Origin of the sequence: Rhizobium leguminosarum bv. viciae (genome assembly GCF_012276115.1) — a bacterium.
In the GTDB taxonomy this organism is placed as follows: Bacteria; Pseudomonadota; Alphaproteobacteria; order Rhizobiales; family Rhizobiaceae; genus Rhizobium; species Rhizobium leguminosarum_T.
Window position 1 is genome coordinate 338,203 of record NZ_WIEU01000004.1, and the last position, 23,782, is coordinate 361,984.

Below are 23,782 nucleotides of genomic sequence, written 5' to 3' on the forward strand. Positions count from 1 at the left end.
GATGAGGCCTGCCTCTGTGGGATCAACGCACGTGGCGAGAATGAAGGCATGAATGCCGCCATCCCATGCGACATTAACGAAGCCGAGGAGTTGGTTGTCGTGGTACGACGCGGCTGGCCGGCGGCGGGGTATGAGGCGAGCGCGAGGAGTTCGGCCTGTCGTGTGGAGCGGATTTACTTTGCGCTGGTGGCGGCGACGGAGAGGATGGCGCATGGGTCCGCGGGAAGGCTATAGCAACTGCGCATCGGCTGAAACAAAATGGGCAGCAACGTACGGCCATGCAAGTCCTTACGCAGATCGGCATCAATATCTACAATGCTGAAAGATGCGGACTCTTTTCTACGACAGCAAATATGGCTTCAGCGTACTCTTTGAATTTCTCAATAATATTGATAACGTCCGTCAAGCTAATATCGCTAGCGTTATCGTTGTGGTGTACTATCTTATTTCTTTTGTCGACAGTGGATCCAATAAAGTCTGCGTATTTTGCAAAATTTGCGTTTCCTTCTAAGTCAATGCCGATTTTTTCAAATATTTTTATGGTTTTAAAGAAATTTGCTGAAACCTCGTCCGTGATATTGCTTTTTTCTATGCCTGTCTTGTAGGATTCAAATCTATATGATGTTTTCTTTGTCTCTCCGTGTGACCACATAATTATGTTTCTCGGTATATTTGATTTTATTATTCTATCTTCCATGACGGTGACATAAGAAAATAATACATCCTGAATGAATGCCTCAAGTATTGAGCGGGCGCTTACTATGTAAGATTTGGTGAACACATTTAGGTAGTTTTCAAACAGACGATCAATCGGGTCCACTGTGACGCGTCGGTTTGATTCCGACACAATTAAGAGTAGGTCATCGAATTGCTGACTAAACACAGTAAGCGCTGTACGATTAATCACGGATGGCGCCCTGCAGTTTCTTATTCCAATCAGAATTCCGTTTATTTACAGAGGATTTGCGTTGCAATCCACCTGCGGTAGATTTTTTAAACGAGTCGGATTTGCAAAGATCTATGAATGCAGAGCGAATTGCTTCTCTCTTTTTCTTTATAACAGAGTGTTTTATCCTTCCCAGCGTTGTCATAAGCAAATCATAATATACTACCCCCTGGCGACGTCGGTCTCTGCTTATGTCGGCGAAAACCTCATCTTCATCGAAAGCAATCAGGCAAGCGCTCAACGCGGTATTGAAGTCTTTCTTTAGTTTCTCCAGTTTGTCTCCAGAATAATACGACGCCGTTTTCATATATTTATCGAGAAATTTCGATAGGTTTCCCTCGTATGTTTCTGGAGATTCAAAAAAAGCAAAGAATCTTAGGACTAACTCTTCAGATTCTCGAGCGTCCCTCTTTCCCTTTCCTTCTTTGCCGAGGCCGAAATCTTTAATAATTTTGTTCTCGGCGAGTTCGCTCAAAAGTTTGTCAAAAGCTCCAGGATAAAGGGCATGCCGAATTTCTTGGTCAGACAACGAAACCGAGCCTTTATTTAGGCGCGCAAATATCTCTGTGACAAGTTCGTCCGGGTTTTCGCGCCGAAGTATTACGCACCTTATCGTGGTTGACTCAAGTTCCGCTCGATAGGCTCCTAATTCAGAAAATTTCTTTCCTTCCAAATCTGGAAAAGCGCTCATCTCCTCAAGTGCAAACTCGTTATTAAAGAACTTTAAAACTGTGGTTATCCGTTGCACTCCATCTATCACAAGATGTGAGCCATCTTTGGTCTCTGCGAAATAGCAAGACGGAAGCGGAATTCGCATCAAACACGATTCAATAAATTTAGAAGCGCGAGCCCAACCTTCCTTATCCCATTTGTATTTTCGCTGAAAATCTGGATCGAGAATGAGTTTGGGTGGATTTGCCTTTGCTCGCTGAACCAACGTTTCAAAAGGATAATCAACAGTATTTAGATTTAAGGTTGAATTATTTTTCATGGTACTATCCCAGGGGGCGGCTATTGCCCTACACTATAAGCAATCAGAAGTTGCTGAAGTTTTAACATCACCTGATCACAGCGAGGTCGCTAGACTCCGCAATATACGTGGCGCAATGGCTGTTATCAATTTTCGAACTTGGCGATAAGATGACTCACCGCCCCGGCCGCCCCGTCTTCCCCTTCGTCCGCCCCTTGCGCTTCTGCTCGCCCGGGTCCTCATAACTCCCCACGCCCGTCTTCCCGCGCACGACCGGCCGCACGTCATCGCGTTCCGGCTGTCCCTCAAGCAGCGGTGAAAACCGCTTCGTGCTCTTGGCGGCATCCGGCTTTTCCGGCAGCGCGCCGGTGACCGGCTTTTCCGTTCGGCCGACGGTCATTTCGTCGAGGTCGTTTTTGCGGAAGAGGGTCTTCTTTGCGGGCTCGGCGATGTCGCGGCCCATGTCGTCGAGGGCGGGCTTGCGGAAGAGGGGAGTGGTGGTGTCGGTGCCTGGGCCCATGTCGTCGAGGCTGGGTCTGGAGAAGTAGGAGGGGGTGGCCCCCTCATCCGCCCTGCCGGGCACCTTCTCCCCGGCAGGGAGAAGGGACTCGCGGGTCGCTTTGGCGTTCCTTCTGACGCCTTCCATCGCCTTTGACTCTTCTCTGGCCATGGGATCGTCCATGACCGCCAGCTCGGCAGCTTTGAGGCGTTTGATTTCGTCGCGGAGGCGGGCGGCTTTTTCGAAGTCGAGGTCGGCGGCGGCGTCGCGCATGCTCTTTTCGAGCGCGTTGAGATGGGTCTGCAGGTTGTTGCCGACGAGGTTGCCGCCATCGGCGAAGCCCTTGCCCGAGACGCCCGAAATATCGGCGCGGACGTGGTCGCGTTCGTAGACGGAGTCGAGGATGTCGGAGATCCTGGCTTTCACCGATTCAGGGGTAATGCCGTGTTCCTGGTTATAGACCATCTGCTTTTCGCGGCGGCGGCCGGTTTCCTCCATCGCCCGCTTCATCGAGCCGGTGACCTGGTCGGCATAGAGGATGACCTTGCCGTCGACGTTACGGGCGGCGCGGCCGATCGTCTGGATCAGCGAGGTCTCCGAGCGCAGGAAACCTTCCTTGTCGGCGTCGAGGATGGCGACGAAGCCGCATTCGGGAATGTCGAGGCCTTCGCGCAAAAGGTTGATGCCGACGAGAACGTCGAAGGCGCCGAGGCGCAGGTCGCGGAGGATCTCGATGCGTTCCAACGTGTCGATGTCGGAGTGCATGTAGCGGACGCGCACGCCCTGCTCATGCAGATATTCGGTCAGGTCCTCGGCCATGCGTTTGGTCAGTACAGTGCAGAGGGTGCGGTAGCCCTTGGCCGATGTTTCGCGGATCTCGCCGAGCACGTCGTCCACCTGGCTGCGGGCCGAGCGGACCTCGACCGGCGGGTCGATCAGGCCGGTCGGGCGGATCACCTGTTCGGCGAAGACGCCGCCGGATTGTTCCATCTCCCAGCTACCAGGGGTGGCCGAAACGGCGATGGTGTCCGGGCGCATGGCGTCCCATTCCTCGAAGCGTAGCGGCCGGTTGTCCATGCAGGAGGGCAGGCGGAAGCCGTATTCGGCCAGCGTCGCCTTGCGCCTGAAGTCGCCCCGGTACATGCCGCCGATCTGCGGCACGGTGACATGGCTTTCGTCGATGAAGACGAGGGCGTTGTCGGGGATATATTCGAACAGCGTCGGCGGCGGATCGCCGGGATCGCGGCCGGTGAGATAACGCGAATAGTTTTCGATGCCCTGGCAGGAGCCTGTGGCTTCGAGCATCTCGATATCGTAGCGGGTGCGCTGCTCCAGGCGCTGGGCTTCCAGCAGGCGGCCGGCCTTTTCCAACTCGGCCAGGCGAAGCCTGAGCTCCTCCTTGATCGACTTGATGGCGCCGTTCAGCGTTGGGCGCGGGGTGACATAGTGCGAATTGGCGTAGATCTTGACCGATTTCAGGTCGCCGACCTTCTGGCCGGTGAGCGGGTCGAACTCGGTGATGGCGTCGATCTCGTCGCCGAACATCGAGATGCGCCAGGCGGCATCCTCCAAGTGGGCGGGGAAGAGCTCGATCGTATCGCCGCGCACGCGGAAGGAACCGCGGGTGAAGTCCATGTCGCGGCGCTTATATTGCTGGGCGACGAGGTCGGCCAGCAGCTGGCGCTGGTCGAGCCGGTCGCCGACCGACATCTGGAAGGTCATCGCCGTATAGGTTTCGACCGAGCCGATACCGTAGATGCAGGAGACCGAGGCGACGATGATGCAGTCGTCGCGTTCGAGCAGCGAGCGCGTCGCCGAGTGGCGCATGCGGTCGATCTGCTCGTTGATCGAGCTTTCCTTCTCGATATAGGTGTCGGAGCGCGGCACATAGGCTTCCGGCTGGTAATAATCATAGTAGGAAACGAAATATTCCACCGCATTGTCGGGGAAGAAATTCTTGAATTCCGAATAGAGCTGGGCGGCCAGCGTCTTGTTCGGCGCCAGGATGACGGCCGGGCGCTGCGTCGCTTCGATCACCTTGGCCATGGTGAAGGTCTTGCCGGAGCCGGTGACGCCGAGCAGCACCTGGCTGCGGTCGCCATTCTCCAGCCCCTCGACGAGGTCGCGGATGGCGGTCGGCTGGTCGCCGGCCGGCTCGTAATCCGACTGCATGCGGATGGCGATGCCGCCTTCGGATTTGTCGGGCCGGGCAGGGCGGTGCGGCGTCCAGATCTTGCCGTTCTTGTGCAGCGGATTGCCGCTCTCGATCAGCGCCGACAGCGCCTCGACCGTGGCGGTGACGGCGGTGCCTGCCTGCAGCGACGAGGCCTCCTCCAGCGTCGTATCCATGCCCGAGACGGGATTGAGGCCGGCGGCGGCGCGCGTCTTCGGGTCGGTCGAGCCGCCCATGGAGGTGCCGCGCGCCGATTTCGACGCGCTGACGCCGCCGTCGCTGGTTTTCGTCCTGGCGGCGATTTCCACCTTCTTGCGGTGCTTGCCGGCCTTGGAGGCGATCTGGCGCTGGGTCTCGACGCCCGAGGCTTCGGCATCGGCCTCCAGCTGCTTCACCCAGTCGGCAACCGAGCCTGAGAGGGGGGCTCCCTCAAAAGACGATTGAGGGGCTTCCTCGAAGCCATTCGGGGCGGGGGATTTCTTCGGAGATTTGGCCATGGGCAGAATATGGAGAGAGTCAGCGCGAAAGTGAAGAGGGAAAGAGTACAAAAGGGAAACGAATGAATCGTTCGGATTGGCTTAATAATTCCGAAGCTTGTGGGGCTGGGGCCGGCGTGCCCGCCCCACCCTTCGAGGCCCCTGCGGGGCACCTCAGGGTGAGGCTCTCTTGGGCGCTGGCGGCCTCCTTCGCGCCAGCGAGCGGCTGCGGCATCCTCCAACCTCCCTCATGCTGAGGTGCGCAGCCCGAGAGGGCGGAGCCTCGAAGCACGCGCTCGGCGCTGCTCCTTGCAGGCCATCGGTAAACCCAAATGCATCCCCAGTCGAATAAAAGTCTGTGGTTGAAGGCTGGGCAGCCTCCCGCAATGCGCGCGGCAATGTTACAGCTGCTGCGGGAATTGGGGACCATTCATGAACAAGATAATCATTGCATTCGCGGCGGCCGCGGCAGTGGCCGGCTGCGCCAAACGTCCTGACGCCATCGTCCAGGTCGATATTCCGATGGCCGCCTATACGAACCTCAGTTGCGAGGCGCTTGCAGTCGAACATAAGAAAGAGAAGGCCAAGCTCGACGACCTGTCCAAGCAGCAGATCAGCGCAGCGAATGGCGATGCTTTCGGTGTCTTCCTCGTTGGCGTCCCCATCGGCAGCGTCGCCGGGGGAGACAAGGAAGGCGAAATTGCCGCGTCCAAAGGCAAGGTTTCGGCCATGCAGTCCGCTGGAATGAGCAAGGGCTGCAAGCTGCCCGGCTGACTGCCGGGGCCGCTACAATCGAGATCGGCCCGGCCAAAAGTGAGGCATTGGCCGGCGATCCCGATTTCAATATCCATTCGGCGCCCGTCGTTTCTTCGCCGAAAGACCGACGGCATTCGTGAAATGCCGCGCGGCGATCGTCCGAACCCCCGTATCGGAACCGAAGTCGGCCCTCCGCAGTTAGTTTCCTGTGACTTAAGCTTCAGGTGCTACTGCCATTAGCGACCATTCTGCCTTCTGGGAAACCCCCATCTCGATCGACCTTGATACCGGCGAACGGCTGGTTTTGCGCTCACCGCAGGATGCGCTTTATGCACTCGTCTCGGACTGGCCGGTCAATGGCGGCGTCCATCAGCAGAGGGCGATCGATTTCTGCCGCGCCTGGCTTGCCGGACGGATGCCGGCCGAGACGGTGCGGCAGGCCTTCATCCTGGCCGCGCTGGAAGCCGGCGTTACGATCAATGATGATGAAGACGGCGCAGAAGCCTCCGCTTTGAACCCTGCGGTATAGCTGGAGCGACGCGGCTATATCCACGCGTCACGCGGCGGCATCCGCGGCGTCAGACGGACGCCCTGGAGTGATCCGCAGCCGGCGCTCTGCAATACCAGACGATGACGGCAATCGTTCCAATGGGAAACAGAATCCCAAGAAGCTGGTGCCATCCGCTTCGGTTGACGTCGTGAAAACGCCGAGCGGTCATGGCGATTGAGGGAAGAAACGTCACCAGCGACCAGATCCCGTTCAATGTTGCTGTTCGATCAACAAGGTACAAAGCGATGCTGACGAGAGCGACAAAGAGCGCCGAAAACCAGAATTCCGATCGGCTGGCTCTGCCGGTGAAATCCACATATTTCTTGAAGTAGCTGCTGATCGCTTGGCCGAAACCCATTGGCTGCGGCGGGCCGCCGAAGCGGTTCGGCCCGGCGGGTGGGTTTCTGAAAATGAAGAACAACGGCAAGGTTAGCGGGATCAAGACGACCAGCCAGTGAAAGAGAGAAAAACTACCCATGAGATACCCCAACGATTTGAATGGTATAGAGATAAGCAATGGTCGTTGCCGGAAGATTAACTGGCTTGCAATTTGACGCGTTCGGCAATCAAAGCGTGAGAAACAGCGGCTGCCACGTTGAGGGCAGTATAGACGCTTGGAAGAGGTTGGCAGCGCAGTTGGCAGCTTAGCGCTTGGCCAGCACCCGTGCCTGCACCGGCTGCTCGATGCCCTTGAGCACGAGCGAACGGGTTTCGGCGCCTGCCGCCAGATCTGCGGCCTGGGCTGCCGTCTCGGCCGAGACGATGATCTCGCCGGCGGCGGCTTGGGATTCCAGCCTTGCGGCCTGATTGACGACGCCGCCGATGGCGGTGAAATCGCTGCGAAAGCTTGAGAATTCGCCGATCTGGACCTTGCCGGAATGGATGCCGACGCCGACGCCGAGGGTGCGGCCGGGCAATGCCTCGAGCGCCAGACCGTTCAACGCGGCGGCGCAATTTTGCTGGATCTCCTGCGCGGCCAGGATCGCGGCGTCGGCGTGATCCTTTCGGACGATCGGGAAATTGAAGATCGCCATCAGGCCGTCGCCCATCTGCTTGTTGACGATGCCGTCATGCGCCCAGATCGCCTGCGCGCAGCGATCCTGGAACAGGCTGACGATCTCGCTCAGTTGCACCGCTTCGATGCGCTCCGACAGATCCGTGAAGCCCCTGATATCGGCAAACAGGATGGTGGCGTCGACGGTGATCTGGCGCTGCTTCTTGACATATTGGAAGGAGCGTTCGCAGATCGTGCAGATATCGGGGTTCATCTTGCTGCGGGTGATGCCGAAGGCACGGAAGGGCAGGGCGAGGGGGCCGCCGATCGGGATCGGCACATGCATCTGGTCCCAGCAGCCACGACAGATCCTGGCGCTGCCGTGCCTGGTTGGCTCCGTGGAAGAGGCTGTCGTCATATCTCGCAATCCATCGCCTGATAGCTGAAAATAAGCTTCCGACACTCGCCTGCTTTTGGCAACTCTCCCGACCGTCGAGGGCGATGATAACTCGAAATATTTCGTCCGGCTCCATCCTTATCGGACACGTCGCCACTAAGTTGAATATCGCCCGACCCGACGATAGCATCGCTCTGGGACATACTGTAGGATATTGTTAGTAATACATTCGCTCTCCAGGAAAGACCGGGGATGGAGCGCCGTCTTGCAGCAATCCTGATCGCTGATGTCGTCGGTTACAGTCGATTGAGCCAGATCGACGAAGAGGGCACCCGTGCGCGTTTTCAGGCGGACCAGAACGATGTCTTCGAGCCGGCGATCGAGCGTCACCATGGCCGGCTGGTCAAAACCATGGGCGATGGTCTGCTGGTCGAATTTCAGAGTGTCGTCGATGCCTTGCGCTGCGCGGTTGAGGTTCAACAACTGAAGGCCACGCAGAGTGCTGCGGCGCTGCCGGAGCACAGGCTCGAGTTCCGGATCGGCATCAATCTCGGCGATATCATCGTCGAGGGTGAAGACATCCAGGGCGACGGCGTCAATATCGCCGATCGAATACAGGCGTTGGCCGAGCCAGGCGGCATCGCCATATCAGGCACGACATACGACCAGGTGAAATCGAAAGTCCCGGTCGGTTTCGCTTCACTTGGCGAACAGCGGTTGAAGAGCATCACCGAACCGATCCGCGTCTATCGCATCCTGCTTGACCCCACTGCCGCCGGCAAAACCGTCAAAACCCGCAGGCGCCTGCCAAGACGCCGCCTCTTTGCCGGCATCGTAGCGGCCGTCGTCCTCGCGCTTGCGGGCGCAGCGCTCTGGTGGCAGCCGTGGATGCCGGCAAAACCGCCGGCGCTCGGTGAACGTTTCGCCTATCCGTTGCCGGACAGGCCCTCTGTCGCGGTTCTGCCCTTCATCAATGTCAGCGGCGACAGCGAGCACGACCATCTCGCAGAGGGGTTGACGGACGATCTGATCACCGAATTGTCCAAAGTATCGGGTCTTTTCGTCATCGCCCGCCACTCGGTCTTCGCCATCCAGGGCTCCGTCGGCAAGATCCAGGACGTGGCCGCCGAACTCGGCGTGAAATATGTGCTCGAAGGAACCTTGCAGCGCGCCGGACCGCGGCTGCGGATCAATGTCAAGCTGATCGACGCGGTCACCGGCCTGTCGCTTTGGGCCGAGCGCTACGATCGCCAATATGCCGACCTCTTCGCCGTTCAGGACGATGTGATCGGCAAGATCATCTCGGCCCTGTCGGTCAAGCTCAGCGCCCGCGAGCGCGACCAACTGGCCCGGATCCCGACCGAAAATCTCGAAGCCTACGATTTTTACATGCGGGCCGAGCAGGAGGGTTTCATCTTGAGGGATGTCGATACCTATCGCCGGACCCTGTCTTTCTACCAGAAAGCGATCGATCTTGATCCGGGCTTTGCCAATGCCCACGCGGGAATCGCCCGCGTCGCCGTCGATGTCTGGCGCAACGACTATAATTACCTCTGGTCGGCTGCCGTCGCCCGCAAGATCGCCTATGACGCCGCCGGGCAGGCCCTCAAACTGGATCCCAACAATGCCAGGGCGCACACGGTGCTTGCCCTGCTGCAATGGGTGGATGGACGCGAGACGGAGGCCAAAAATTCCGCCAACATGGCGGTTGCCATGGAGCCGAACGATGCGGAGGCCGCCGCCAACCTCGCTCTCATCCTGGTCCACACCGGAAGCAGCGGGCAGGCGATCACGGAGATGGAAAAGGCTTTGCGGCTCGACCCTTCGCCGGCGTCGAGTTTTCAACTGCTGGCGGGGATCGTCTTTTATACCGCGGGTGACGATCAGCGCGCGATCTCGCTGATAGAGCCGACGCTCGACAGCCTGCCGAAGGTCGAGCCGGCACGCGAATACCTGGCGGCGGCCTATGCCGACCAGGGCAATGAAACCAAGGCTGCAGCGGAGACGGCAAAGCTGCTGGAGCTCTTCCCCGAAAGCAATCTCACCTATTACGGCTATCTCTATGATTACTGGCGGGACGGCGATCTGCAGCGCCATCTGGCCGCATTGCGAAAGGCCGGCATTCCCGAATGGCCGTTCGGTTTTACAGGCAGTCAAGCCGACAGGCTGGGCGAGGCAGACCTGCGCAATCTTGTTGACGGCAAGAGCTGGACCGGCAAACACAAGAACGGCACGGATTTCACCCAGTATTTCGACAAGGCTGGAAACACTGCCTATCGCAGCGCGAATACCAGCATCACCGGTGTCGTCGAGGTGCGAGGCGACAGTCTCTGCGAAAAATTCGACGGCTATTTCCTGGACCGGATGGTGTGCGGATATGTTTACCGCAACACGTCAGGTGAGCAGCGCGACAGGCCATACGTCCATGTCACGCCACGCGCCTTGACGTTTTTTTCACTCACACCCTGACGGGTCGGGCGTTGCGGCTTCATTTCGTATCCGGTTGCTGCCAGACGGTGTGCATCTTCTCCGAAATCAGCGTCTGCTGAACTTCGGACCAATGCTTCTTCGAGTCGGTCACCTTGGTCGGATTTTTCTCCATGCCTTCGGCTGCCCCGGGATCATAGCTCAGGTACAGTTTGCCATCGATGATCCGCCAGGCTTTCGGATCGATATTGGTGGTCACTGTCCCGAAAGATACGCCGTCGGCGCAATAGCCGCCATATTGCGGCGCATATCTGGACGGATCGCCCTTGAAGAGATCGCGATTTCTAGCGCTGGCGAAATACCAGGTCGCGCCAAGCCAGTGGTGGGAATATGTCTCGGATCCTTCGACGGCCTGGTTTTCGGTGAAATAGGCGACTGGGTCGTAGCCCTTGATCGCGACATCGCCGAAATAGCCGGTATTGACGAGTTCCTCGGCCCCCGCAGGCTGAAGGAAGGAAAACAGCATCACCGCAGCGCCAACAGCCACGCCCATCCGCGTTCCGCATTTTTGCACATGATAAGACATAACAAGCTCCGTTCCCGGACGCGGTCCGTTACTCCAGCGAAATGCTATTGCCGTTTGGTGCATTCCTTGTAGAGCGGTTCGCCCACAAGCTCGGCTTTCTGGCAAACAGCACCGGCTTCCATGAGTAATTTGGCCGTATCCCAATGCGCCCGCCACCCGGCTTGAGTGAGAGGCGTGTACCCGTTTCTTTCCGTCGCTTCGACATCCGCGCTCTTCGTCAGCAGAAAAGCGACCACGTCGGTGCGGCCCTCTTCGGCGGCGGCGTGCAGCGGCGACATCTGATAGAAATTCTTCCTGTCGTTGACGTCAGCTCCCTCGGTGACAAGCCGTTTCACCACCTCCAGATTTCCTGCATAGGCTGCTGCATGCAGTGCCGTCAGCCCGCCCTTGTTGCGAATTTCGATGTCGCCGCCGCGATCCAGCAAAAGAACGACGACATCTGTATGGCCCGCCAATGACGCGATAATCAGCGCCGGTTCGCCCGTCTCATCGAGCTCCGACAGATCGGAGCCCTGGTCCAGCAACTGTGTGACGCGGGCGATATCGCCGTCCTTTGCCGCCTGATGCAAAGGACCTGCCCATGCCGGGAGGACGCCAATGACAAGCGTAGCAACAGTCGCGATAAAAATATTCACGGGCACGATCTCGGTTTGATCAGGGTTCGTATGCGCCGTTTTGTCGCGTTTTAGCACGTGTGCAATTCGTAAACAAGATTGCGCTAATGGACGCGCTCCCGGCCAACACCACTCGCGCGCCAAGGCTGCGACCGACGGTTCCAAAGAATACGGTCACACTTGTTACTCCCCCTGTTCGATTTCCGATGCGAAACTATCTCAGACCAATGCGCGATGAACCGGGCGTCCAAGCCCCGCGAAATCGCCCCAATGAGGAGATTGAAAGCCATGACTGCTTCAGCCGAGAATGGAAAAAGCGGACAAGCCATGCACAAGCCGCCGGTCGTATCGCCGCAAGCCTGGGAAGCGGCCCGCGCGCAACTGCTCGTGAAGGAAAAGGCTGAGACGCGCGCCCGCGACGCGCTGGCCGCCGAGCGCCGGCGCATGCCGTGGATGGCGGTGGAGAAGGCCTATGCGTTTGAGAGCCCTCAGGGCAAGGTCAGCCTGCTCGACCTGTTCGAGGGCAGACACCAGCTCATCCTCTACCGCGCCTTCTATGAGCCCGGCGTGTTCGGCTGGCCCGAGCATGCCTGCCGCGGCTGCTCGATGGTGGCCGATCAGGTTGCCCATGTCGCCCATCTCAACGCCCGCGACACGACGCTGGTCTTCGCCTCCCGCGCGCCGCAGGCCGACATTGCGCGGCTGAAGGCGCGGATGGGCTGGACGATGCCGTGGGTCACGATCACCGACAGCTTCGACAAGGACTTCGGTGTCGACGAGTGGCACGGCACCAACGTGTTCTACCGCGACGGCGATCGCATCTTCCGCACCTATTTCATCAACAACCGCGGCGATGAGCAGATGGGCGGCACCTGGAACTACCTCGACATCACGCCGCTCGGCCGCCAGGAGGTCTGGGAGGATTCGCCCGAGGGCTATCCGCAGACCCCGACCTACAAGTGGTGGAACTGGCACGACAGCTATGTGCCGGACGCCGAGCCCGACAAGAAATGGGTCGAGGTGTCAGATGCAGGGGAGGCGGCGTTTCGGGCCGAGAGTGCAAACGAGAAACCGTAGGGTCGGTCCGGCCGTATCCTCCGTCCCGTCCCGGCAGGAGGGTACGGCGGTCCGTCTGAAAGTCTGCTCAACCGCAAATCTCCTTTCATGACGACGCATCAGCTGGGCAGGTCGTGGCGCCGCTGGCGCTTGCTCCGTGCCGTCGCCTCCTGCACCTTCTGCGCGCAAAATTTCACCGACATATCTCCTTACTGTCACGGAACCATGCTAGATTTCGCCCGATTTCCAGGGGAGGCGGGCATGGATACGGATTTTCGTGTGACCGGTAGGAATGCGGCTGCGCTTTTTGCACTGACCATCCATCGCGGTGACGGCATGGTGCTGCTCGGCATGGATTGGAAGAATGGCCGGCCGCCGATCGATTTCGTCGGTTTCGCCATCCAGTATCGCGAGCCGGGTACTGACTTCTTCAAGAACGTGCGCAACCGTATCGGCTTTCCCGGCCAGCCGGTTCCAGTCGACGGCATCCGCACGACAGAGGCGCCGATCCAGAAATTCCGCTGGGTGCATTTTCCCTTCAATGCCGATCTGCCCGGCAAGTTTCTCTATCGAGTCACGCCGAAGTTCATGGATGCGTCGGGCGCGCTGACTGCGGGTGAGGCGCAGGAGGCGGAGCTGGCGCTGATGCGCGAGACCATTCCCGGCAAGCTCAACGTCGCCTTCACCCGCGGCTTCGTCTCGTCGCAGGCCTTCGTGCGCAATTTTGCCCCCGACGCGCCGACGATCATCACGCTGGTGCCGCCTGTCGGCGATGAGGGGCTGGACTTCGTGCCGACCCACGCCGATGCCGAGCGGGCGCTCGCCTGGATGGGCTTCGAGGCGCGGGCCGAAACGCTCGCGCTGCTCGACAAAGCGCGCGAGGCCGGCGCCGAGGTGCGCGTCATCGCCTATGATCTCAACCTGCCCGAGGTGGTCACCCGGCTGGAGGCGCTGGGGCCGAAGCTCAAGATCATCATCGACGACAGCGACCGCACCAAGGGCCATGGCCGCCCGAATTCGCCGGAGACCAGGGCGGCGGAGCGGCTGATCGCCTCGGCGGGTGTTGCCAATGTCAAGCGCCAGCACATGGCCAATCTGCAGCATCAGAAATCGATCGCAGTCCGCGGCGGCGGTATCTCGACCGTGCTTTACGGCTCGACCAATCTCAGCTGGCGCGGGCTTTATGTGCAGTCGAACAACAGCCTCGCCGTCCACAGCGACAAGGCGATCGAGGATTATTTCACCGCCTTCGAGAGCTATTTCACCGCCAAGCGCGCCGAAGACTTCCGCGACTCGCCAAGTTCCGCCGGCTGGATCGATCTCGGCCTTGACGGCGTCGACGCCAAGGTCGCTTTCTCCCCACACAGCGATGCCAATGGCCGGCTCGACGAGATCGGCGCCGATATCGATACCGCCCATTCCAGCGTGCTGTTCTCGCTCGCTTTCCTCGGCCAGATGACCAGGGGAGCGATCGGTCCGGCGCTCGGCCGCGCGCTCGAACGCCCCGAGGTGCATGTCATGGGCATCGCCGATGCCGAGGTCCGCGCCGGCAATCTCGGCCTCAATGTGCTGACGCCGGACAATCGCCGCAGGGTGGTGCGGGCGGCCGCCTTGACGGGCAACGTGCCGCCGCCCTTCCTGACGGAACCCTCGGGTCTTGCCGGTGTCGACGGCAACCAGCGCGGCACGCGCATGCACCATAAATTCGTCGTGCTCGACTTCGACAAACCGACGGCGCGCGTCTATCTCGGCTCCTACAATTTCTCGAACCCCGCCGATGACGAGAACGGCGAAAACCTCGTCGTCGTGCGCGACCGGACGGTTGCGACCAGCTACATGATCGAGGCGCTCCGGATGTACGACCACTACATCTTCCGCGTCGCCTCCGAAGCGAGCGACGGCCCGGCCCGTCCGCTGGAGCTCAAACGCCCGCCTCAGCCCGGCGGCACGCCCTGGTTCGAACGCGACTGGACCGACCCCATCCGCGCCCGGGACCGGGAGTTGTTTGCCCGGGCGGAGTAATGTCGCTGGTCACGACCGCTGCGGCACAGGCCGGAGCGACCTCGCTATTGGCTGGTTCCTCCACAAGGACCGGTAGCGGGAAAACGCGGCGCTGCCCGTCGATCGCCAACATATTCTTCTCAAAGTGGAAACATTCCGGGGACGGTTGGCGTTGTAGCCGCTACCGGCAGTGCGCCTGACAGGCCGTCTATGAGGAGGCTTATCCATGAAGGTGATGATCGTTGAAGATGAGAATTTTATCGCTCTGGAACTTGAACGCATTGCGCAAGAGGCTGGACACCAGACCATCGGGCCGGTTTCGACGGTGGAGCAGGCACTCGCCCAAGCTCAAAGAAGCGATGTTGCGCTCGTCGATCTCAGTCTCTCCGATGGGCTGAGCGGCGCCCAGCTGGCGCGCCGGCCGATCGACCGCCATGGCGTTGACGTCATCTTCGTGACCGGCAGTCCCGAAAATGTCGGCCACGGTATCGAAGGCGCGCTCGATGTGATCTCCAAGCCTTTCATCGATGAGAGGATCGCCAGCGCGCTCTCGCGGGCGGAGGAGCGACGTAAAAACTTCGACAGCAGCAAGGCTGCGTTGTGAACAGCAGCAAGGCTGCTTTGTGATAAAGAAGGAGATCGACGTCATTCAGGCCGCTACTGCCTGCCTGAGGAGATAGTCCGGATGAAATACGCGCTCCTTGCCGTTCTCTTCGCTCTCTCGGCCTGCGCCAGCGCAGGGGATCCGCAGCCTCTTCCCGGCAGCCTCACCTATGGCGGCAAGGTCCTTCATTCGCCCTACCGTCCGGGAACGGTAGTCAAGAATACCTTTCTCGGTGATTTCGGTTACCGTGTGTTCGAGACCTATGTCGTGCAGCCGGATGGGACGCTCAAGCTCACGTCCCAGAGCACGGGACCGGACTTCCTCTGGCAGTGAAAGAGGCACCGCCTCCTGTCGCGCCGGCGCCACGATCATCTCTGCGGCGGGACGTGGTCAGGCGCATGCGGGGCCGCATGCGCCTTGCCTGTTCAGATCACGTGCGCTTGAACTTTGCGGCCTCTTCGGAACCGCCCGTCGCATTGCCGGCGCTGTAGGAATGCGCGCCGGTGCCGGCGAGTTTGCCGCCGTCGACGATCAGGTATTCGTCGCGGATCGGCCGCTGCTCGAAGAAGCATTCGAGGATCTCGCGCGTGCCGGCGGCATAGCGGGTCTGGGCCGAGAGCGATGTGCCCGAGATATGCGGCGTCATCCCGTGATGTGGCATGGTGCGCCACGGGTGGTCGGCAGGGGCCGGCTGCGGGAACCAGACGTCGCCGGCATAACCGGCAAGCTGGCCGCTTTCGAGCGCACGCGCAATCGAGTCGCGGTCGCAGAGCTTGCCGCGGGCGGTGTTGACGAGATAGGCGCCGCGCTTGAAGTGCTTCAGGGTCTCGTCGTTGATCATATGCTCCGTTTCGGGGTGGAGCGGGCAATTCAACGTCACGACATCGCAGACCTCGTAGATTTCCTCAGGCGTCGCATGCCAGGTGAGGCCCAGTTCCTTTTCCACCGTATCAGGCAGGCGATGGCGGTCGGTGTAGTGAAGGTGCACGTCGAAAGGCTTCAGGCGCTTCAGGACGGCAAGACCGATGCGGCCGGCGGCGACCGTGCCGACATGCATGCCTTCGACGTCATAGGATCGCGTGACGCAATCGGCGATGTTCCAGCCGCCTTTCACCACCCACTGGTAGGAGGGGATGTAGTTGCGGACGAGGCCGAGGATCATCATGACGACGTGCTCGGACACGCTGATCGAATTGCAATAGGTAACTTCGGCGACAGTGATGCCGCGGTCGATCGCCGCCTGCAAGTCGACGTGGTCAGAGCCGATGCCGGCGGTCAGCGCCAGCTTGAGCTTCGGCGCCTTGGCGATGCGTTCGGCGGTGAGATAGGCCGGCCAGAAAGGCTGCGAGATCACCACGTCGGCGTCGACGAGTTCGCGCTCGAAGGCCGAATTCGGGCCGTCCTTGTCCGAGGTGACCACCAGAGTGTGGCCGTTCGCCTCGAGATATTTGCGAAGGCCGAGTTCGCCCGACACGCTTCCGAGCAGAGTGCCGGGCTGGAAATCGACGGCCTTCGGCGTCGGCAAGGTCTGACCACCAGGATATTGATCAATCCTCGGCAGGTTGTCACGGGCGTAGGATTTGGGATAGCCGTCGATCGGGTCGTCGTAGAGTACGCACAATACTTTGGCCATGGTCGGTTCCTCTGTTCGAGCAGCCGGAAACACGCCGGAATGCGCTCTTCTCGCATCGCCATTCCATTGTTGCGTTCTGGCAGCGGGTCTCGTCGAATGGGCTCGCGAGCGCGCCGCTGGTGTTTCCTCGAGGCTGCATCCCGTTTTGCCGGGATATCGTTCAACGACCGGATGATTTCATGCCAGGGGGCAGGGCGCAAATGAAAGCTTTGGAACGATTGGTAGGCGTCATCTATCAAGCCGCTTTCAGGCGAGAGCGAAAATCGGCGTCGAAATCGGAATCACGCAGAGCGCTGACCAACGCCTTCGTCATCGGCGATTGCGGTGACCGATCCGACATGACGAGGCCTATCGCCTGTGTGCTGCCGCAATGCCGGCGGCTACCTTTATACGATCACGAAGTCGTCGCTCCCGCCGATCCCCAAGGCGCTCAGCCGTCTCGCGGCCAGTTCGATGAATGCCTTGACCAAAGGCGGCAGGTGCCGGCTGCTGAGATAGACGACATGCAGACCGCCGGCCGGGGTGGTGTAACCGTCGAGCACGCGGCATAGCCGCCCGTCCTTAATGCAGGCTTCGCCGACCCCATAGGGCAGCTGGGCAATGCCGTAGCCGGCAATCGCGGCGGCCATGACCGCCTGCATTTCATTGGCGGCGAAGCGACCTGATACCGTGACCGTTTCCTGGCCGTGCGGGCCTTGGAGCAGCCATTGCGCATGGGCGGATTGGCCGGCGATGACGCAGTCATGGCGGGCGAGATCTTCAGGCGCCGGCGAACTCACCCAGTCGCCTTGCCAACGTCGCTCCAGTCGAGCTGCACTCCCAGTCGGCATAGCTGACGTGGCGTCGGCTATGTGATGGATGTCGCCAATTGGTGACATCTGATGGAGGTGGATCGGCTGGCGTTTGCCTCACGGCTTGCACAGTCGCCGGCGAACGTTAGTATTCAATCGAAGACCTGTGTCCTTGAGGGGAGGCTTCGATGCCGTCGAGTTTCAATGTCGAAAGTGCGGATGGTTACGAACGGCTGATGGGGCGGTGGAGCAGGAAGCTCGCGCCGATGCTGATCGATTTCGTCGGTCTTGCAGATGGCGATCGCGTGCTCGATGTCGGCTGCGGCACCGGTAGTCTGGCGTTCACGCTGGCGGAAACGCCGGGCCTGCAGGAGATCGCAGCCGTCGACTATTCGCCGGTCTTCGTCGAGGCGGCAACGCGGCGCAACGCCGATCCGCGCGTATCGATCCGGCAGGCCGATGCCTGCGCGCTTCCCTTCGAAGATAACCGCTTCGACAGGGCGATGTCGCTGCTCGTGCTGCATTTCGTGCCGGAGGCGGGAAAGGCGGTATCCGAGATGCGCCGCGTGGTGCGCCCGGGCGGCGTGGTCGCGGCCGCCGTCTGGGACCATTATGGCGGCATGTCCGGCATGCGGATGATGTGGGATACGGTGGTGATGCTTGATGAGGGCGCGCTGCCCCTGCGCCGCAAATATTGTTTCCAGCCGATGATGCGGCCGGGGGAAATGAAGGAGAGCTTCATCGCGCAGGGCCTTGCCGATGTCGAGGAAACCTCGCTGCTGATCCGGATGGAATACCTCTCCTTCGCGGACTACTGGGGCCCGATCGCCGCCGGAGAGGGACCGCTCGGCAAATATGTCGCGGGGCTGGACCCGGCGAAGCGAAAAGCGGTTGATGCGGCGGTGAGGGCGGCATACGAGGCCGGCGAGCCGGATGGGCCGCGGTCGTTTGCGGCGGTTGCTTGGGCGTGCCGGGGCAGGGTTCCGGGCGGTGGATAGCGGTGTGTGATGCCGGTTGCGGTTGATAGACAGCGAGTCTGCGCCACGCCCAAGAGAGCCTCATCCTGAGGTGCCCCGAAGGGGCCTCGAAGGACGGGGCGGGCGCGCGGGCGTCAAATGGACGCAAGGAGCGGCGTTGCGGCGTGTCCTTCGAGGCTTTGCCCTGCGGGCTACGCGCCTCAGGATGAGGGATGTTGGAGGATGCCGCGCCCAAGATACGGCGCCGGGGAGAGTGCCATGCCTTCAATGGTGGCGCTGGAAGTGCCACCCGATCACGGCAATCGTGATGGAACTCGGGCAGTATTGCTGACGTTATTGCCCGCTGTCTGCGACTGCAAACGCAGCCGCAACAGCATCACCCGCCCGTTTCGGGCACCCCTTCCGACGGCATCCGGAATTGCCCGCCTCGCCGCCGCTTTCGGACGGAGGAATATCAGATGTCTGCTTTGGAAAGCCTGCGCCGGCTGACGCCGCAGCAGCGCAACACCGTCATCGCCAGCTATCTCGGCTGGACGCTCGACGCTTTCGATTTCTTCATTCTTGTTTTCGTTCTCAAATATATCGCCGAGGAATTCCATACCGACGTTCCCGCCGTCTCGGTGGCGATCTTCCTGACGCTTGCCATGCGGGCGCTCGGCGCGCTGGTCTTCGGGCTGGCGGCCGACCGTTACGGGCGGCGCATCACGCTGATGGCCGACGTGCTGCTCTATTCGCTGTTCGAACTGCTGACCGGTTTTTCCACCGGGCTCACCATGTTCCTCGTCTTCCGCGCACTCTACGGCATCGCCATGGGCGGCGAGTGGGGCGTCGGCGCCTCACTCGTCATGGAGACGGTACCGGAGGATTCTCGCGGCATCGTCTCGGGCATTCTGCAGGCGGGTTATCCCTCCGGCTATCTGATCGCCTCGGTCGTGTTCTTCCTGCTTTTCCCCGTCATCGGCTGGCGCGGCATGTTCTTCGTCGGCGCGCTGCCGGCACTGCTGGTGCTCTATATCCGCAGCAATGTCGAGGAGAGCCCGGCCTTCTTGAAGCGGCAGGCGGAGGGGCGCCGGCCGTTCCTGACGGTGCTGCGCGAAAACGTTCCGCTTTTCATCTGGGCGGTGCTGTTGATGACCGCGTTCAACTTCTTCAGCCACGGCACACAGGATATCTACCCGACTTTCCTCGAGACCCAGCGCAACTATTCGAGCTATACGGTCGGCGCGATCGCCGTCGTCTACAATATTGGGGCGATCTGCGGCGGGCTGTTCTTCGGCGCACTGTCGCAGCGGATCGGGCGCAAAAAGGCGATCGTCATCGCCGCGTTGATCGCCGTGCCCGTCGCGCCGCTCTGGGCCTATGCGCCGGGGCCGGTGCTGCTCGCCATCGGCGCCTTCCTGATGCAGTTCTTCGTCCAGGGTGCCTGGGGCATCGTGCCGGTGCATCTGAACGAGCTGTCGCCGGACGAGGTGCGCGGCACATTCCCCGGCTTTGCCTACCAGCTCGGCAACCTGTTGGCGTCGGGCAATGCGACGCTGCAGGCAGGGCTCGCCGCCCGCTGGGACGGCGACTATGCCTATGCGCTCCTGATCGTTGCGGCAGTCGTGGCGCTCGTCGTCGCGGCCCTTGCCGGCTTCGGCTTCGAGAAGAAGGATGTCCGCTTCGGTACGGAGGAGGCCGAGGAACCGCATGGCGCGATGCGAATCTAGCGCTGCCTTGCGGCTATGAAGGCCGGCGGCTGACGTCGCCGGCCTTTCCTTGTGCCTGCCGCGCCATCTGCCCTTGAATGCTAAATTCCGGTGCAATTTCTGTACCCCGCCGGTTTCTTTTTTTTAAGGTCGTTGTCTTAAGTGTTTAGTCCCGGGACTAAACACTTGGCCTATTCCTCGCGTGGGTCATGTCTTGCGTCTCGCAGCGAGGAGCGTATGGGTTCGACGGATAATTTCGCCTTCCTGTTGCCAGCAATCATGCTGATTTTCGGCTGCACCTTTTTGGTGGTCAGGCGGCAGGGTTTGCGCGAAGCCGGTTATTGGGCGGCGGCCTATTTCCTCGGCGTGGCGGCCTTCTCGATGCCGCTGCTTTCAGACCTCGTTTCGGATTCCATCCTGTCGCCGATCGCCGACGCGCTGTTCGTTTCAGCCTTCTACTTCTATAGCGGCGCGCTGCTCTTCCGCTTCGGGCGGCCGGGTTTCGTGCGGGGACGGCTGGTCTTCTGCGGTCTCTCCGTCGCGGCGACCAGCTATGCGGCCCTTGTCGCGGGGAACCTGCCGGCCGAGCTCGTCATCAACGATCTCTCCTGTTCCGTGCTGCTCGCCTTCGCCGTTGCACTGAGCATCAGGCACGCCCGTCATCTTGCCGACAGGCTACTGCTTGTCATCGCCGTGCTGATCGTGCTCGATACGGTCGGTCGCAATATCTTGCTGGTCTTCGTGATGCCCTCCTATGGCGGCACGGCCGAAGGGTTCCTCTCGTCGAATTATGATTTCATGATGCAGGCGACCGCGTCGATCCTGTCGCTGCTCTTCGGGCTTTCGGCGCTCGGCGCGGTCGCGCTCGACCTCATCGCGCGTTATCGCGACGCCGCCGATCACGATCCGCTGACGGGCCTTCTCAACAGGCGCGGCTTCGACCGGGTGGTTGCCGATCGGGCGACCGGAGCGAAGGCTGCGACCGGCGCCGTCATCATCTGCGACATCGACGATTTCAAGCGGGTGAACGACAGGTTCGGCCATGCTTGCGGCGACCTGGTCATCCGCGGCCTTGCCGAGCAGCTTTCGGCGCGGCTGCCCAAGGGTGCTTTTGCGGCGCGCTTCGGCGGCGAGGAGTTCGTCGCCTTCCTGCCTGACGTGGGGATCGCGCAGGCGGCGGCCATCGCCAACGCCATCCGGCTGGACTTTGCAGCCACCGACCGCAGCGCGCTCGGCGCCGACCAGGCGATCACGGCAAGCTTCGGCGTTGCGGAGCACCGCCAGGGCGACCGGTCCTTGCACGAACAGATCGGCCGCGCCGATATCGCGCTCTATGCGGCAAAGGAGGCCGGCCGCAACAGGGTGATGCTGGAAGGCGAACCGCCGCGCGACCTGCCTGGTATCCGCATCGCCTCGGCGGTGTGAGGCTATCGCGACCGATCTCGGGCGTCGCAGGGCTTGCCGCCGAATGGCGGCGTGCTAGGTAAGGGCTGCCGGTATCTCCCTGCCGGATCGGTTCCTCCCTTCACAGCCCGAGTTACCCCATGTCCTTTTCCCCTGCGGCCGTCTGGCCTGTCGTCATGCTGTTTGCCTCCAACATCTTCATGACCTTTGCCTGGTATGGGCATCTCAAGCACAAGAGCAGCGCGATTTTCCTCGCCATCATCGTCAGCTGGGGCATCGCCTTCTTCGAATATTGCTTGGCGGTGCCGGCGAACCGCATCGGGTCGGCGGTCTATACGACGGCGCAGCTGAAGACGATGCAGGAGGTGATCACGCTGATCGTCTTTGCCGGCTTTTCGATCTTCTGGCTCGGCGAGAACCTGACCTGGAACCATGCGATCGGTTTCGCCCTGATTGCAATTGGTGCATCTTTCATCTTCCGTGCATAAACTTTAGCCTTTTCAATAGATTACAAATCGTCCATGTCTAGATATCGTCACATTTCCTACAGATTGGCGTCGCAATCGGCTGGCAGCCTGTCACCTCAAGCATTTCCGTTTTTTTCGAGTCACTGAAATGCTCTGACTTTTTGTTTGCGCAATTCCGGACGCAAAACCGCAACGCACTTTTGCTGGGATTGCTTAGCAGTGATCAGGAGGTGACCGGCCATGAGCCTCTCTTTCCCGACGATGGCGGCGATCCGCTTCGGTTATGGCTTGCGGCCGGGCGAGGCGCCGCCGCAGAGCAAGGATGAGCTGATCGGCCAAATCGCCGAGGGCGTGGCTGCAACGCCGGATTTTCCCCTCGGCGGGCCCGACATGCGCCACCAGGCAATTCTCAGCCTGCAGGCGCAGTTGAAGCAGATCCGGCAGGACGCCAAGACGGTGACCGACGATACGACGCAGCGCGAGATGCGCAAGGGCGTGCAACAGCAAGTGCAGCAGCAGTTTCAACATGATGTGAACCTGCGGCTGATGCAGGCGGTGCTGTCGCCGTACGGCTTCTACGAGCGGCTTTCGACCTTCTGGACCGATCACTTCTCCACCAGCGCCAATAAGAGCCTGCCGATGCGCCTCATCGTGCCGCTCTACGAGGCGGAGGCGATCCGGCCCTTCATATCAGGCAGGTTCGGCGATCTCTTGTGCAATGCCACCGCCCATCCGGCGATGCTGATCTATCTCGACCAGGCGGATTCGCTTGGGCCGGATTCGGCCGGCGGCATGAAGCGCAACAAAGGGCTGAACGAAAATCTCGGCCGCGAACTGCTGGAGCTGCACACGCTCGGCGCCGGCAGCGGCTATAGCCAGGCGGATGTCACGGCGGCGGCCATGGTGCTGACGGGGCTCACCATCGACCGCAAGGAGATGGACATCGCCTTCCGGCCGAATATTTCGGAGCCCGGCGCACATGAGGTGCTCGGCGTCAGCTATGGCGGGCGCCGGCGTTCGCGCGACGATTATCTCGACATGCTCGACGATCTCGCCGTCCACCCAAAGACAGCGGCGCATATCAGCCGCAAGCTCGCGGTGCATTTCATCGCCGACCAGCCTGACGAGGGCATGGTGTCCGATATGGCGGAGGCCTGGAAGAAGACGGATGGCGATCTGACTGCCGTCTACACCGCCATGCTTGATCATCCCGCCGCCTGGCGCGACGAGGGCGCCAAGGCGCGCCAGCCTTTCGACTATGTCGTCGCCGGCCTGAGGGCGCTGAATGCGGGGCCGGTCAACGGCGTTGTCGGCAGTTTCCTGGCGGCCAACCAGCAGGGTACGGACGAGGGCGACATGGCGGCGAACACGCCTGGCATGGCAGGATCGCCAGTGCCGACGGATCCCGCCGGCGAGGCGAGGGACAAGCGCCTCAAGGCGTTCCGGACGGCGCGGGCGCTGGGGCAGGGCGCACTCAGGCGCATGGGGCAACCGACCTGGCTGCCGCCGAGCCCGGCCGGTTTCGAGGAAGGCTTCTCCGCCTGGATCACCGGCAGCCAGCTCGCCGAGCGGCTGGCCTGGGCAAGGCGGGCCGCGGCCCAGTTCGGCCGGGACGAGGATCCGCGCGAATTCCTGAAGTCGACGCTTGCCGATGCGGCGCGCGACGAGACGATCCGCGTGGTATCGCAGGCGCCGAACAAGATCAGCGGGCTGACGCTGGTGCTGGCATCGCCCGAATTCAATCGCCGCTAAGCAGACTTTCGTTGGCAAGCC

At 60.9% G+C, this 23,782-nt stretch carries 20 protein-coding genes and 2 pseudogenes; 12 read left to right on the forward strand and 10 right to left on the reverse strand.

The features are described from left to right. Positions 1–18: 18 nt before the first annotated feature. From GFM02_RS35050 to uvrB, 4 genes and pseudogenes are all read right to left on the reverse strand, one after another. Positions 19–108, reverse strand: a pseudogene (locus GFM02_RS35050) (GNAT family N-acetyltransferase); the annotation flags it as partial. A gap of 202 nt (positions 109–310) precedes the next feature. After that, entirely contained in the window at positions 311–907 is a 597-nt protein-coding gene (locus tag GFM02_RS10100) for a HEPN domain-containing protein (protein ID WP_168321581.1), read from the reverse strand. Beyond that, complete coding sequence (locus GFM02_RS10105) at positions 900–1,937, reverse strand: DUF262 domain-containing protein (RefSeq protein ID WP_168321582.1); 1,038 nt, start codon at positions 1,935–1,937, stop codon at positions 900–902. Before GFM02_RS10105 ends, GFM02_RS10100 begins: the two co-directional genes overlap by 8 nt. A gap of 154 nt (positions 1,938–2,091) precedes the next feature. Continuing rightward, positions 2,092–5,085, reverse strand: a complete 2,994-nt coding sequence (gene uvrB / locus GFM02_RS10110; protein ID WP_168321583.1) for an excinuclease ABC subunit UvrB — start codon at positions 5,083–5,085, stop codon at positions 2,092–2,094. A gap of 411 nt (positions 5,086–5,496) precedes the next feature. Here uvrB and GFM02_RS10115 point away from each other — a divergent pair, with 411 nt between their 5' ends. Next, positions 5,497–5,838 carry a hypothetical protein gene (locus GFM02_RS10115; RefSeq protein WP_077978520.1) on the forward strand — a complete coding sequence of 114 codons (342 nt, stop codon included), beginning with the start codon at positions 5,497–5,499 and terminating at the stop codon, positions 5,836–5,838. 286 nt (positions 5,839–6,124) lie between these two features. Then, positions 6,125–6,349 carry a DUF982 domain-containing protein gene (locus tag GFM02_RS10120; RefSeq protein WP_064653080.1) on the forward strand — a complete coding sequence of 75 codons (225 nt, stop codon included), beginning with the start codon at positions 6,125–6,127 and terminating at the stop codon, positions 6,347–6,349. A gap of 49 nt (positions 6,350–6,398) precedes the next feature. On the opposite strand, the gene GFM02_RS10125 is transcribed toward GFM02_RS10120, so the two are convergent. Continuing rightward, the gene (locus GFM02_RS10125) at positions 6,399–6,848 is read right to left on the reverse strand and encodes a DUF805 domain-containing protein (RefSeq protein ID WP_168321680.1); all 450 of its coding nucleotides are present in this window, start codon (positions 6,846–6,848) and stop codon (positions 6,399–6,401) included. Between the two features lie 166 nt (positions 6,849–7,014). Next, positions 7,015–7,782 carry an adenylate/guanylate cyclase domain-containing protein gene (locus tag GFM02_RS10130; RefSeq protein WP_168321584.1) on the reverse strand — a complete coding sequence of 256 codons (768 nt, stop codon included), beginning with the start codon at positions 7,780–7,782 and terminating at the stop codon, positions 7,015–7,017. 231 nt (positions 7,783–8,013) lie between these two features. Between GFM02_RS10130 and GFM02_RS10135 the strand changes: the two genes are divergently transcribed. Further along, a complete protein-coding gene (locus GFM02_RS10135; protein ID WP_168321585.1) occupies positions 8,014–10,230 on the forward strand; it encodes an adenylate/guanylate cyclase domain-containing protein in 2,217 nt (738 codons plus the stop codon). A gap of 19 nt (positions 10,231–10,249) precedes the next feature. Here the strand turns inward: GFM02_RS10135 and GFM02_RS10140 are convergent, their stop codons facing one another. Continuing rightward, positions 10,250–10,741 carry a YHS domain-containing (seleno)protein gene (locus tag GFM02_RS10140; protein ID WP_168270097.1) on the reverse strand — a complete coding sequence of 164 codons (492 nt, stop codon included), beginning with the start codon at positions 10,739–10,741 and terminating at the stop codon, positions 10,250–10,252. 77 nt (positions 10,742–10,818) lie between these two features. Then, positions 10,819–11,466 carry an ankyrin repeat domain-containing protein gene (locus tag GFM02_RS10145; protein WP_348643958.1) on the reverse strand — a complete coding sequence of 216 codons (648 nt, stop codon included), beginning with the start codon at positions 11,464–11,466 and terminating at the stop codon, positions 10,819–10,821. A 210-nt stretch (positions 11,467–11,676) separates the two neighbouring features. Here GFM02_RS10145 and GFM02_RS10150 point away from each other — a divergent pair, with 210 nt between their 5' ends. The 4 genes from GFM02_RS10150 to GFM02_RS10165 all read left to right on the forward strand — a co-directional run bounded on the left by GFM02_RS10150 (position 11,677) and on the right by GFM02_RS10165 (position 15,382). Next, positions 11,677–12,465, forward strand: coding sequence for a DUF899 domain-containing protein (locus GFM02_RS10150; protein WP_168321586.1), 789 nt, complete (start codon positions 11,677–11,679; stop codon positions 12,463–12,465). A gap of 240 nt (positions 12,466–12,705) precedes the next feature. Then, positions 12,706–14,466, forward strand: a complete 1,761-nt coding sequence (locus GFM02_RS10155) for a phospholipase D-like domain-containing protein (RefSeq protein ID WP_168321587.1) — start codon at positions 12,706–12,708, stop codon at positions 14,464–14,466. 205 nt (positions 14,467–14,671) lie between these two features. Next, a complete protein-coding gene (locus GFM02_RS10160; RefSeq protein ID WP_168321588.1) occupies positions 14,672–15,049 on the forward strand; it encodes a response regulator in 378 nt (125 codons plus the stop codon). 81 nt (positions 15,050–15,130) lie between these two features. Beyond that, on the forward strand, positions 15,131–15,382 hold the full coding sequence (locus GFM02_RS10165) for a hypothetical protein (protein ID WP_072638083.1): 252 nt from the start codon (positions 15,131–15,133) through the stop codon (positions 15,380–15,382). 97 nt (positions 15,383–15,479) lie between these two features. Here GFM02_RS10165 and GFM02_RS10170 read toward each other — a convergent pair whose 3' ends face one another. Beyond that, on the reverse strand, positions 15,480–16,682 hold the full coding sequence (locus tag GFM02_RS10170) for an NAD-dependent formate dehydrogenase (RefSeq protein WP_131619697.1): 1,203 nt from the start codon (positions 16,680–16,682) through the stop codon (positions 15,480–15,482). Positions 16,683–17,068: 386 nt separating this feature from the next. Beyond that, positions 17,069–17,446 (reverse strand): annotated as a pseudogene (locus GFM02_RS10175) (LysR substrate-binding domain-containing protein); the annotation flags it as partial. Between the two features lie 215 nt (positions 17,447–17,661). Here GFM02_RS10175 and GFM02_RS10180 point away from each other — a divergent pair. From GFM02_RS10180 to GFM02_RS10200, 5 genes are all read left to right on the forward strand, one after another. Continuing rightward, positions 17,662–18,471: a class I SAM-dependent methyltransferase gene (locus GFM02_RS10180; protein ID WP_168321589.1), complete on the forward strand. Its 810-nt coding sequence runs from the start codon at positions 17,662–17,664 to the stop codon at positions 18,469–18,471. Between the two features lie 437 nt (positions 18,472–18,908). Then, positions 18,909–20,159, forward strand: a complete 1,251-nt coding sequence (locus tag GFM02_RS10185; protein ID WP_168321590.1) for an MFS transporter — start codon at positions 18,909–18,911, stop codon at positions 20,157–20,159. 216 nt (positions 20,160–20,375) lie between these two features. Beyond that, the gene (locus tag GFM02_RS10190) at positions 20,376–21,563 is read left to right on the forward strand and encodes a GGDEF domain-containing protein (RefSeq protein WP_168321591.1); all 1,188 of its coding nucleotides are present in this window, start codon (positions 20,376–20,378) and stop codon (positions 21,561–21,563) included. Between the two features lie 119 nt (positions 21,564–21,682). Then, positions 21,683–22,030 (forward strand): DMT family protein, encoded by a 348-nt coding sequence (locus GFM02_RS10195; RefSeq protein WP_017960930.1) that lies wholly within the window; start codon positions 21,683–21,685, stop codon positions 22,028–22,030. 219 nt (positions 22,031–22,249) lie between these two features. Next, a complete protein-coding gene (locus tag GFM02_RS10200; RefSeq protein ID WP_168321592.1) occupies positions 22,250–23,761 on the forward strand; it encodes a DUF1800 domain-containing protein in 1,512 nt (503 codons plus the stop codon). Positions 23,762–23,782 lie beyond the last annotated feature (21 nt).

What these genes read in the sequence shown, in the direction of transcription:
- GFM02_RS10105 (WP_168321582.1), bottom strand. Translation starts at nt 1,937, where the DNA reads ATGAAAAATAATTCAACCTTAAATCTAAATACTGTTGATTATCCTTTT.
- uvrB (WP_168321583.1), bottom strand. Translation starts at nt 5,085, where the DNA reads ATGGCCAAATCTCCGAAGAAATCCCCCGCCCCGAATGGCTTCGAGGAA.
- GFM02_RS10115 (WP_077978520.1), top strand. Translation starts at nt 5,497, where the DNA reads ATGAACAAGATAATCATTGCATTCGCGGCGGCCGCGGCAGTGGCCGGC.
- GFM02_RS10125 (WP_168321680.1), bottom strand. Translation starts at nt 6,848, where the DNA reads ATGGGTAGTTTTTCTCTCTTTCACTGGCTGGTCGTCTTGATCCCGCTA.
- GFM02_RS10130 (WP_168321584.1), bottom strand. Translation starts at nt 7,782, where the DNA reads ATGACGACAGCCTCTTCCACGGAGCCAACCAGGCACGGCAGCGCCAGG.
- GFM02_RS10135 (WP_168321585.1), top strand. Translation starts at nt 8,014, where the DNA reads ATGGAGCGCCGTCTTGCAGCAATCCTGATCGCTGATGTCGTCGGTTAC.
- GFM02_RS10140 (WP_168270097.1), bottom strand. Translation starts at nt 10,741, where the DNA reads ATGGGCGTGGCTGTTGGCGCTGCGGTGATGCTGTTTTCCTTCCTTCAG.
- GFM02_RS10150 (WP_168321586.1), top strand. Translation starts at nt 11,677, where the DNA reads ATGACTGCTTCAGCCGAGAATGGAAAAAGCGGACAAGCCATGCACAAG.
- GFM02_RS10155 (WP_168321587.1), top strand. Translation starts at nt 12,706, where the DNA reads ATGGATACGGATTTTCGTGTGACCGGTAGGAATGCGGCTGCGCTTTTT.
- GFM02_RS10160 (WP_168321588.1), top strand. Translation starts at nt 14,672, where the DNA reads ATGAAGGTGATGATCGTTGAAGATGAGAATTTTATCGCTCTGGAACTT.
- GFM02_RS10165 (WP_072638083.1), top strand. Translation starts at nt 15,131, where the DNA reads ATGAAATACGCGCTCCTTGCCGTTCTCTTCGCTCTCTCGGCCTGCGCC.
- GFM02_RS10170 (WP_131619697.1), bottom strand. Translation starts at nt 16,682, where the DNA reads ATGGCCAAAGTATTGTGCGTACTCTACGACGACCCGATCGACGGCTAT.
- GFM02_RS10180 (WP_168321589.1), top strand. Translation starts at nt 17,662, where the DNA reads ATGCCGTCGAGTTTCAATGTCGAAAGTGCGGATGGTTACGAACGGCTG.
- GFM02_RS10185 (WP_168321590.1), top strand. Translation starts at nt 18,909, where the DNA reads ATGTCTGCTTTGGAAAGCCTGCGCCGGCTGACGCCGCAGCAGCGCAAC.
- GFM02_RS10190 (WP_168321591.1), top strand. Translation starts at nt 20,376, where the DNA reads ATGGGTTCGACGGATAATTTCGCCTTCCTGTTGCCAGCAATCATGCTG.
- GFM02_RS10195 (WP_017960930.1), top strand. Translation starts at nt 21,683, where the DNA reads ATGTCCTTTTCCCCTGCGGCCGTCTGGCCTGTCGTCATGCTGTTTGCC.
- GFM02_RS10200 (WP_168321592.1), top strand. Translation starts at nt 22,250, where the DNA reads ATGAGCCTCTCTTTCCCGACGATGGCGGCGATCCGCTTCGGTTATGGC.